This window comes from Paenibacillus sp. 1-8 (genome assembly GCF_056316205.1).
Map to the genome: position 1 here is coordinate 3,797,187 of NZ_CM149995.1, position 10,297 is coordinate 3,807,483.

A 10,297-nucleotide genomic window follows, 5' to 3' on the forward strand; every position below is an offset into this window, starting at 1 on the left:
ATTAGACTACAACCGTCAATAAATCCTCTTGATACTCAATCGACTTCTTCTCTGTTTCAATTACATCCAGGTAATTCGCAGTATTGGCAACGATTACAGGTGTGGTCAGAACATAGCCAGCCTCTTTTATAGCTTCCATATCAAACTCCATGAGCAACTGACCTTTTTTAACAGCATCCCCCTGTTTTACTTTAGGATAAAAATGTTGACCTTTTAATTTCACAGTATCCTTGCCTACATGGATAAGAACCTCAACACCGTGATCACTTGTAATTCCGATCGCATGACCTGACGAAAATAATGATGTTAATACGCCATCTACAGGTGAAACGACCTTACCTTCCGAAGGTTCAATGGCAATCCCTTTGCCCAGTGCCCCTGTCGAAAAGGCTTCGTCCGTGACTTCAGATAAAGGTTTCACTTCACCTTTTAACGGACTCATCACAATCTCTTGTTTAACTAAAATTTCTCCTTTAGCTGCTCCTGTTGTGCTGTCTTCCTTGTTCGCTTCTTTTACTTCATCATCTTTAAATCCGCTGAAGAACATAAGCAAGAAGCCTAATACAAAGCTTACCAGGATACTGATAACAGCCCCATAAAATCCGCTGTCTATTCCTGCCGGACTGATATAGCTCGGAATCGCGAAAATACCCAATCCGCCAATGATGTACCCTTTAGTGCCCATCATTCCTATAATACCGCCACCTACTGCAGCCGCTATACAACTTAAAATAAATGGCTTCTTACGTGGCAATGTAATCCCGTAAATCGCTGGTTCTGTAACACCAAAAATCCCGGAGATGACAGCTGGAATGGAAAGTGATCTTAGCTTTACATTTTTTGTTTTAAGCAGAATCGCCAGCACAACACCCGTCTGAGCAAAGGAAGCTCCAAGCGTCGCAGCAAGGATCGGGTCGAATTTGAGCACTGCCAAGTTGTTCATAGCGATGGGAACAAGTCCCCAATGTAATCCAAAGATAACAAATACTTGCCAGAAAGCACCCATGATTATGCCTTCAATAATCGGACTCAAGTTATACACAAAGAGGGTTGCTGCGCCAAGCAGTTGACCTGCCCAAGTCGAGAGAGGTCCAATCGCAATCAATGCTAAGGGTACAATAACTAACAATGTGAAAAACGGAACCAAAAATGTTCTCACGACACTAGGAATTACTTTTTTAAAGAACTTTTCTATCTTTGAGCCTACATAGGTAGATATGATAATCGGCAGAACGGTTGACGCATAATTCATCAGAATGACCGGAATACCCAAGAAGGTGATATATACTGGTGACTCAAATATAGTACCGCTAAACAGAGTATATAATGGCTTGCCTGAAGCCATTGTCGCATTAAATGTTGGATAAACGAGCGATGCCCCGATGGCCATACCTATAAAAATGTTGGCATTGAACTTTTTAGCGGACGTATACCCCAGAAAAATGGGGAAGAAGTAAAATAAACAATCTCCTAAAGCATTAAGAATTTGATAGGTACCTGATGTGTTGCTGAGCCAGCCCAAAGCTACGAATAAAGCAGTAAATCCCTTAATCATACCCGTGGCACTCAAGACACCAAGCGTTGGTGTAAATACGCCTGAAATGGTATCAATGAATTTATTAAACAAACTCACTTTTTCATCTGATGCTTCTTCTGAAGATCCTGCCTGGAACCCACCTACAGCAGCAACATCTTCATAAACCTCAGGTACATGGTTACCTATAACAACCTGGTATTGCCCACCGCTCTTTACCACAGTGACAACACCATCCATATTTTTCAAAGCCTCTGTATTGGCTTTACTTTCATCTTTTAGTTTGAAACGCAAACGTGTTACACAATGAGTTAGACTATTCACATTTTCTTTGCCGCCGACATTTTTGATAATGTCTTTTGCTAATGTCTCATACTTCATTGTAACTTCCCCTTTATTTGTATTTATAAAAAAAGGCGAAACCAAATAGATCGAATTCGATCTAGGTTGGTTTCGCCTGCATTACCAGTAACAATCCAAGAGTTATTCAATTTTGTCTTTGGGTCACACGCTGAATATGAATCGTGATATACAGCTTTTCCTCGTCTGACAATACCGTGTCCAAGTATTTCTCGATCTTCAGCATGCAGCCATAGGCCTTTTTGTACTTCGCTTTCACTTGCCTCCACAAAAAATCGTCTTCCAGTTCTACTTTTTCTTTTTTATTTAATCGCTGAAAGAAGAATCTTAAGTGTGTAATAAATCGCTCATAACTGATTGAGTGTTCATCTATGGTGTTATTATAAGAGTATTTAATAATATTCAAGATGTCGTGTATTTTTTGAGTTTGCTGAGCAACATCTGCCACCTTGTTGTAGGAGCTGTTTACTTGAGCATTTATTAAATGAAGAGCAATATTACCTGCTTCATCTTCTGACAATCGTTTGCCTGTTTCGTCTTCAATGAACTCCAATGCTTTTAATCCAACCCCAAATTCTTTGGGATAAAATTTTTTGATTTCCCAAATTAACGGATTTGTATTTTTAAGGCCTTCATCAAACATTTTAAATGCATTGTTCATGTGATCCGTAAGTGAAACATATATATAATCGCTCAATTGTGCTTCTAATATGCTTTTTCCATATTCAATGATGTCATAGCATAACGAAACATATTCTGATGGAACATCCTCTAGCAATAACTTAAATTTCTCTGAAGCATCTTTATGTTTAAGCACAAAGACCTTTTCAATTAGATGCTCTTCTACTTGTTCACCTGCACTCTTTTTGAATGCAATACCACGACCCATAACAACAAATTCATCTCTTTTTGAATCTTTGGCTATTATGGCGTTATTATTAAATATCTTCGTTATGATCATCTAACTGCCCCCCTATCCCATCAAATTTAGATGCTGGGCGAAATTCAGATAGGTCACAAGACGGTAATAGCCGATCAAACCTTCGTCGTAAATCAAATTCAAATGTATTGATTTACAACTTCATGTTATGAAAACGCATTCATAATAAGAGACAAAAGCCTTACGTTTTCCCTGAATGATCTTGAGTGCTCCCAAACCGATCTGATATTCCGTTTTGAAAATGGATATAGTCGGTTAACCACGTCCTATGACATCATTTTTCGGATGTCGATTCGTTGGTCGACGTCATCATCTTTGTTGTTCAGCACTTGTAAGGCTTTATATCACTCACCTTTCTGCGTTATGGCTGGGCCAGATATTCATATCATGCAGGATATCGCAAAGCTTGTATTCTAAAAAGAAAAGGCAAAACCCAACACATGGAAATCTAATTCCATGCCTCGGGTTTTGCCTTTTCAGTAACAATCCCAAGATCATAATAACATCGAATTTAAGTTTTGCCAACAAAAATGTTTGCGCTTTCTTTTTCGGGGCAATCGCATCAAATATAGCACACTTACATGGTATAAAATGTCAACCACCAATGTAGGACATGCTAATTTTTTTTCTGTTGTTGGCTGTCTGCTCCGTACGTTCATCGGAATACCGGTCTGTGCGTTGCTCCCATACTGAAGTAATTACATCGAGTAGTTCCTGGTCATTCGCCCCGTTGCGAAGCATCTGGCGTAAATCAAATCCGTCTGAAGCAAACAAACATGTATAAAACTTGCCATCGCACGATAAGCGGGCACGTGTGCAAGACGAGCAAAACGATTCAGAAACCGAAGTAATAAAACCTATCTGTGCGTCGCTGTCTTTATAACGATAACGCTTTGCCACTTCTCCAAAGTAATCCCGATCCATCGGCTCCAGCTCGTACGCATTCTTAAGTCGTTCAACGATTTCTTTTTTGGTTAGTACCTTTTTGAAGCTCCACCCGTTGTCATTACCTACATCCATAAACTCAATAAAACGAAGAGTTATTCCCTGCTCCTTGAAATAAGCGGCCATCGGCAAAATTTCAGAATCATTAACACCTTTTTGAACCACCATATTGGCCTTGATCTCAAAGCCGATTTCTCTTGCATATTCGATCTGCTTCAAAATAAAATCGGGCTTAATCCCCCGCCCATTCAACCGCCCAAACAGCTCGGGGTCCAGAGCGTCCAGACTGACGTTAAGACGTCGTAGCCCCGCATCATAGAGGGGCTTAGCCTGCTGTCCTAGCAGCACACCGTTGGTGGTCAAGCCGACATCTTCCACTCCGTCAATGGACAGGATTTGGGAGACAAGGTCAGGTAGATTCCTGCGCATTAATGGTTCGCCGCCCGTGAGTCGGATCTTTTTTACACCCAGGGATACAAAGAGCTTCGTCAGCCGGTGAATCTCTTCAAACGACAGACATTCATTTTGGGGAAGAAAGGCGTAATCGTCACCGAAAATTTCTTTGGGCATGCAATAGGAACAGCGAAAATTGCAGCGGTCCGTAACCGATATACGCAGGTCACGAATCGGTCGCTGCAACGTGTCTTTCAGTGGATGAAAATTCATACGCCCCCTCCTTTCTAGTTGTTTAGCATCATTATCATTAGCCGCCGCTGACTGGGGGAATGAAGGCTGCAATGTCTCCATCCTGTAATACATCCGTAGACAACGCATACTCCTCGTTTATCGCAATCCGCACAGACTTGATCGGCATATCCGGATATTGATCTGTTATCCAATTGGATAAATCGCCTACCGTTTGGCCCGCCAAATCTGCCAATTCTTCTGTTTTTCCCGTCACCTCACGGAGTCCCGCAAAGTAGTACAGCTTAATCATGACTGATCTCCCCCGGCTTTTTCTTTTGATCTCCGACCCACTGCGTTCCATCTTCCCAAATCTCTCGTTTCCAAATAGGAACTATTTCTTTGATTCGTTCGATCGCGTATTCATTTGCCTCATACGCATCCGAACGGTGAGGTGAAGAAACGGCGATGACAACGGCGATATCGCCGATTTGAAGCTCGCCAATGCGGTGCGCGATTGCCACTCGTGTCCCTTCCCATTTCTGTTCGATTTCGCGGCCAATCTCCGAGAGCTTTTTTTGGGCCATAGGGACATAGGCCTCATAAGCAAGGTATAAGGTCCGTACGCCTTGAGTCCATTCTCGTACGTGCCCTGTAAAAACAGTCACCGCTCCTGCTTCCGGCCTTAGGACATAATCCGCATAAGCCTGCGGGAGAATGGGCTCCGTCACGATTTCAAATACACTCATCTTTTCCACCTTCCAGCCACCGGACAAGCCACCCTCCGGTGACAGCTCTTTTAAATATCTCTGCTTTTTGTATCTACATCTCGCATTTAACCGAACAGCTGATGATATAGTTTCTGACCGTTGGCAACACTTCGTACACCATGTATGAGAAGCCTTCCGTTTTTGAATAAAATCATTCGATGCTTAAAAGCATAAAATTCAACGAAATAAGGAGTTCTTTTTACGCTATCTGCTATAAGCCTGCCCATTTTCTCTGCATCATCGAGCGTGATCGGACGATGGGGGTCTGGAAGAACCTGTACCACATCCCGTCCGCACAGAGCAGCATACGCCGAGCGACGTGATGCCGTCAGTGCAGGAAACGTAGGATATTCTCCACAGGTTGGACAATCTTGGTTACGGATGCGGGAAATCCCTATGTCCATCTGCGTATTCTCCCATAGATCAAATAGATGAACCTTGCGGCGCATCTTATCATGTCTGCCGCTCAGCCACTTCATGGCTTCTGCACATTGGAGGGCGGCTGTCACCTGGACTGCAGGCGAGATGATTCCAGCCGTATCGCAGGTCTGATTGATCGCAGGCAACGATGGCAGAAGGCAGCGTAAACAAGCAGACTCGCCCGGCACGAATGGAAAAACAACGCCTGTGCTTCCAACACAGGCTCCGTAAATCCATGGAATTCCTGCCTTCAGTGCAGCATCGTTGATAAGTAGACGAGTTTCGAAATTGTCCGTAGCATCCATCAGCAATATACTTTTGCTGGCAAGTTCTTGAACAAGCTCGGCATCCAAATTATCGAGATATGTGTACAACCGCACGTCTTCTCGTATGGCTTTCAGCCTTTTTTCGGCTGCCATGACCTTAGGCTGCATTTCCGCGGCGTCCTGCTCCGTAAACAGCTGCTGACGTTGCAGATTCGACATCTCTACATAATCCCTGTCGACAAGATGAAGCTCCCCAACGCCCGCTCTTACCAATGTTTCGGCAATGGCGGAACCCAGTGCCCCGCAACCAATAATGGTGACGACAGCAGCGGATAGATTACGCTGCCCTTCGCCACCAATAGGTCTAAATAAGATCTGTCTGGAATAACGCTCATTCATTAGATTGTGTCCCTTGATAATACAGCCATATGACGAGGATCATACTAGCCAGCGCCACTTGGGAGAGTAGCATGAACCCAATGGAATATTGGCCAGTAACGGCATGAATCGTCGACAACAAGATCGGAGGGAAAAAGCCGCCGAGACCGCCCATCATAGATACAATTCCGTTAACTATGCCTGCCTGTTTATTAAAATAAAATGGAACTAGCTTAAAAATGACACCGTTCCCCACTCCAGCACACACAGCAATCGCCAAGCAGCCTACTGCATAAAGGGTGATCCCTGGTGAAAAAGCCAAAAGAATCGCAGCGACCGTATAAACAGTAAACGTACCTAACAGCAGGAACAGGGGCTGAAACCGATCCGCCAGCCAGCCACCGATGGGGCGGAAGAATGTGGCAATCGCAATGAAGCCTGCTGTACGCATCCCTGCATCCACTTTAGTCAGCTCAAAATTCGATACCAGGAAATTCGGCAAGTATACCGTGAACGCTACAAATGAGCCAAATGTAATAAAATAAAAGAGTGAGAAAAACCAAAGCTTTTCATTTTTGTAAACCCCTTTGATCTGTTCCATAATGGGCGTCTTTACTTTAGCTTCATGACGGTCCCCTAAGAAGAAATTCAAAACGATAAAAACAAGCAGCAGAATGAGATACAGCTTCACAGTAGGGGCCCAGCCAATTTGGGTAGCCACAATAGGGGCCGAGAAGGTAGTGACGGCTGTTCCCAAATTTCCTATACCATACATTCCATTTACAAACCCATGCTTTTCCTTTGGATAATACTTCGGCAGCGAAGTCACCCCAACCGAGAACACAGCTCCTCCAATCCCAAGGAACAAGCCACCGATAATTAAATCCATCATCGTAGAAGCTTCACTGATATAGTAGACGGGAAACAAAAGCAAAATAAAGCTAACGAGAAAAACGATTCTTGCTCCGAGGATGTTGGCATAATAACCAAGCGGAATGCGCAGAATCGAACCAAGCACGACCGGAATCGCCGTGACCATGGCCAATTTTCCGGGTGGAATAGCAATATCCTCCGTAATGAACGGCATAAGAGAAGAAATGATAACCCATACCATGAATCCAAGAATCAAGTTCAATGTTTGTAACGGCAACTGCATTTTTCTAATCATTTAACTCACCTTTTCAACGTTTTTTCTGTCGAATTATTTATTTAAATTTTCTGTCCCCATTGTAGCCGCTAGCCGATCTGTTCGAATATAGGGGAGTCCCCTTTACCTGCCAGGGGACTCCCTGAAAATATAAAAAGCCGCTTCTATAGGAAGCGACTTGGTCTGTTCAAGAGATAAGCGTATTTAATTTGTCACATAACTTGGTCAGATCATTCCGATTGATCTGTTGCTCAGCCATAGGAAAAAGTACGGTTTCTTCTTTTATAAAATGTACAGTCAGCACTTCGAAGGCCTCACCCGCGTTCTTGGCTGCCTCCTGAATCTCATCAAGCGTGAGCAAACTCAAATCGCCCTCCGTCTGATGAAGGAAATGACCGATATAGCCTTCTATTTCACGATGCTCCTCCTGTATACCGACGAGCGGCCCCTGTTCAAAACCAATGTAGGTTCCTAGCAGAGAAAAGAAGTGTTCTTCTTCCTTTTCGGTATGTTTCTTGAGGGGTACCATAAAATCGATAATCTGCATTCTCAGCTTTTCCAGTTGCTTGCGGCCTTCTTCCAAATCTAGTATTCTGTGCTCAAACCACAGTACAATGGCATGCCATTCATCCATCAGATATATTAAATATCGATGCTCATTTTCAAGAATACGCATGGCGGGTTTGGAAAAGCGCATTTTCTCATTTTCCAGCACGCGGATTTCCTCCATTCATCGGCTAAAAATCCAGCATTTTTTTCTTTAATGCATATTGGACCAGTTCAGGCCGGCTTCTTAAATTCAATTTCTCCATGATTTTCGCTTTGTTCGCTTCCACCGTCTTGACAGAGATGAACAGCTTTTCGGCAACTTCCTTGTTACCGTAACCTTTTGCGACTAGAGGCAGAATCTCTAGTTCCCGCTTGGACAGGATCTCATACGGATCTTCTGATTGTGACGTCGTATCTTTCTTGATGAACTCACGAACGAGAGAAGTAGCCATTTTAGGATGGATATAAGTCCCACCTCCATGAATGGTTCGTATAGCAAGCAATAGCTCCTCATCTGGAGCATTTTTCAAAACGTATCCTGAAGCACCATTCTTTAAAATATGAAAAAGATATTCTTCATCGTCATGCATGGTCAGAATCAGAATTTTAGTATCAGGGTGGTCCTCTTTAATCTTGCCTGTGGCGATCAATCCACTTTCGCCTGGGGGCATGCTGAGGTCCATGATTAGAATATCCGGACGATATTTAGCTACCATCGTATACGCTTCAATGCCATCCGCAGCCGTTCCGACAACCTCCATATCCGATTGGAAGTTCAAAATCATGGAAAATCCGCTTCGTACAATCGCATGGTCATCCGCTAGCACAATTTTGATCAAGTCTCTATTCCTCCTCTTGGCCAATCGGAATTTGTAAAAAGACTTTGGTTCCCTGACCAACATTTGAAAGGACGCCAAAACTTCCGCCTACCAGCTCCGCTCGCTCCTGCATACCATATAAACCTAGTCCCGTTCCAATAGGATTGCTCCCCTTTTCAAAGCCAATTCCATCGTCCTCTACAGTCAAACGAAGCATATGATCGTGCTCAGTCAAAGAAACTTTAACCATGTCTACCTGGGCATACTTCAAGGCATTGAGAACAGCCTCCTGGCAGACACGGTAAATGACCGTTTCCTTTTCACTACCATATCGCTTTTGGGGAAGATCCGACACAAATTCAACCACAAGACCAAAGCTTTGTTCAACCCTCTTAAAGTGAGAACGAAATGCCGCTTCAAGCCCAAAATCATCAAGTGTGGCGGGGCGTAGTTCCACAGACAAGTTGCGGATATCATCCAGCAATCGCGTCATGGATGCTTCAGTCTGCTTCATGTTTTTGATGAGCTGTTCATCATTCGTCATGTATTTTAACACCCGTAGTTCAACAACCGCGCTCATCAATTCCTGGGCTACGCTGTCGTGCAGTTCCCTGGAAAGCCGTTTACGCTCATTTTCCTGCGCTTCAATGACATGCTTCATCATTTTGTTTTGATACAATTTTTCCTGCGTCTGAAATTGCGGAGTCAAGTCTCTCAACATCAACACCCTTGTTCCATGTTCAGAATCAATGGTGTGAAAAGAAGCGGCATAGGGAACCATTCCGTTGCTCTTCGTTTCCAGATACACCTGAAAAGAAGCGAAATCCTTGGATTCTGGCATATTGAAATAACAGTCAAGGCAGGTACGAGGCTCCGTTTCGCTTGTATAGCCCCTGCATGTTCCACATAAAGCTCTGTCCTTCCCTTCATAGAGTTGAATGAGGACGTCATCGCCCACAATCTCCTCAGCTGCCGGGTTCATGGCTAGGGTATTCCCTTGCCTATCAAAAAAGAAAATGGCTTCCGTACTGTTCTCAAACAACTTCACCATTAGCGCACTCAAAGAGCCAGTCCCTACAGACAATGTCAATTCATATCACTTCCTTCCCGTTCAACTCTCCAATTCCCCTATGCGCCAAGGCTTCCAAATCACGCATCATGGCTTCGGTCATCAGCTGTTCTTCCCGAAATCCACCAAGCAGTACGCCCGCGACGCGCGCATCATTCCATAGGGGAACAGCCCCGAGACTCTTGAGCTTCTCGGATTGAACGATCGGATAGTTAAACAGGTTGTCTGCCCCCACATATTGATAAACAGATGGAATGAAAACGGATTTCCCGGTTTTAAACACGATTCCTGCTATGCCCTTACCGGATTGCAGCACAATCCGCTTAAAGCGATCATTTAAATTACCGGCTGCATTTTTCCATTTAATTACGTATTGATATTCGGCCGGTTCAACAAGAGCAAGCGCCATGAAATCATAACCGAAATGTTCGCGTATTCGCTCAAGCTCCCTTTGATAATCCATCCTATTATTCATCG

At 43.8% G+C, this 10,297-nt stretch carries 11 protein-coding genes; all 11 read right to left on the minus strand.

Features of this window, described 5'->3' with window-relative positions; all coding sequences use genetic code 11:
- Position 1 precedes the first annotated feature (1 nt).
- The 11 genes from AC0WRU_RS17385 to AC0WRU_RS17435 all read right to left on the minus strand — a co-directional run bounded on the left by AC0WRU_RS17385 (position 2) and on the right by AC0WRU_RS17435 (position 10,295).
- The gene (locus tag AC0WRU_RS17385) at positions 2 to 1,915 is read right to left on the minus strand and encodes a beta-glucoside-specific PTS transporter subunit IIABC (protein WP_476125710.1); all 1,914 of its coding nucleotides are present in this window, start codon (positions 1,913 to 1,915) and stop codon (positions 2 to 4) included.
- Positions 1,916 to 2,021: 106 nt separating this feature from the next.
- On the minus strand, positions 2,022 to 2,855 hold the full coding sequence (licT, locus tag AC0WRU_RS17390) for a BglG family transcription antiterminator LicT (RefSeq protein ID WP_476125711.1): 834 nt from the start codon (positions 2,853 to 2,855) through the stop codon (positions 2,022 to 2,024).
- A gap of 573 nt (positions 2,856 to 3,428) precedes the next feature.
- Positions 3,429 to 4,445, minus strand: coding sequence for a GTP 3',8-cyclase MoaA (moaA, locus tag AC0WRU_RS17395; RefSeq protein WP_476125712.1), 1,017 nt, complete (start codon positions 4,443 to 4,445; stop codon positions 3,429 to 3,431).
- A gap of 37 nt (positions 4,446 to 4,482) precedes the next feature.
- Positions 4,483 to 4,716 carry a MoaD/ThiS family protein gene (locus tag AC0WRU_RS17400; RefSeq protein WP_283652727.1) on the minus strand — a complete coding sequence of 78 codons (234 nt, stop codon included), beginning with the start codon at positions 4,714 to 4,716 and terminating at the stop codon, positions 4,483 to 4,485.
- Complete coding sequence (locus tag AC0WRU_RS17405) at positions 4,709 to 5,152, minus strand: molybdenum cofactor biosynthesis protein MoaE (RefSeq protein WP_476125713.1); 444 nt, start codon at positions 5,150 to 5,152, stop codon at positions 4,709 to 4,711. The genes AC0WRU_RS17400 and AC0WRU_RS17405 overlap by 8 nt, the downstream gene beginning before the upstream one ends.
- Before the next feature lie 86 nt (positions 5,153 to 5,238).
- Complete coding sequence (locus AC0WRU_RS17410) at positions 5,239 to 6,258, minus strand: ThiF family adenylyltransferase (RefSeq protein WP_134913295.1); 1,020 nt, start codon at positions 6,256 to 6,258, stop codon at positions 5,239 to 5,241.
- Entirely contained in the window at positions 6,251 to 7,405 is a 1,155-nt protein-coding gene (locus tag AC0WRU_RS17415; protein ID WP_476125714.1) for a nitrate/nitrite transporter, read from the minus strand. The genes AC0WRU_RS17410 and AC0WRU_RS17415 overlap by 8 nt, the downstream gene beginning before the upstream one ends.
- A gap of 166 nt (positions 7,406 to 7,571) precedes the next feature.
- The gene (locus tag AC0WRU_RS17420) at positions 7,572 to 8,099 is read right to left on the minus strand and encodes a hemerythrin domain-containing protein (protein ID WP_476125715.1); all 528 of its coding nucleotides are present in this window, start codon (positions 8,097 to 8,099) and stop codon (positions 7,572 to 7,574) included.
- A gap of 22 nt (positions 8,100 to 8,121) precedes the next feature.
- Positions 8,122 to 8,769, minus strand: a complete 648-nt coding sequence (locus AC0WRU_RS17425; protein WP_023989699.1) for a response regulator transcription factor — start codon at positions 8,767 to 8,769, stop codon at positions 8,122 to 8,124.
- Between the two features lie 7 nt (positions 8,770 to 8,776).
- Positions 8,777 to 9,841, minus strand: coding sequence for an ATP-binding protein (locus AC0WRU_RS17430; RefSeq protein WP_476125716.1), 1,065 nt, complete (start codon positions 9,839 to 9,841; stop codon positions 8,777 to 8,779).
- Position 9,842: 1 nt separating this feature from the next.
- Complete coding sequence (locus AC0WRU_RS17435) at positions 9,843 to 10,295, minus strand: GAF domain-containing protein (protein WP_476125717.1); 453 nt, start codon at positions 10,293 to 10,295, stop codon at positions 9,843 to 9,845.
- Positions 10,296 to 10,297: the final 2 nt, after the last annotated feature.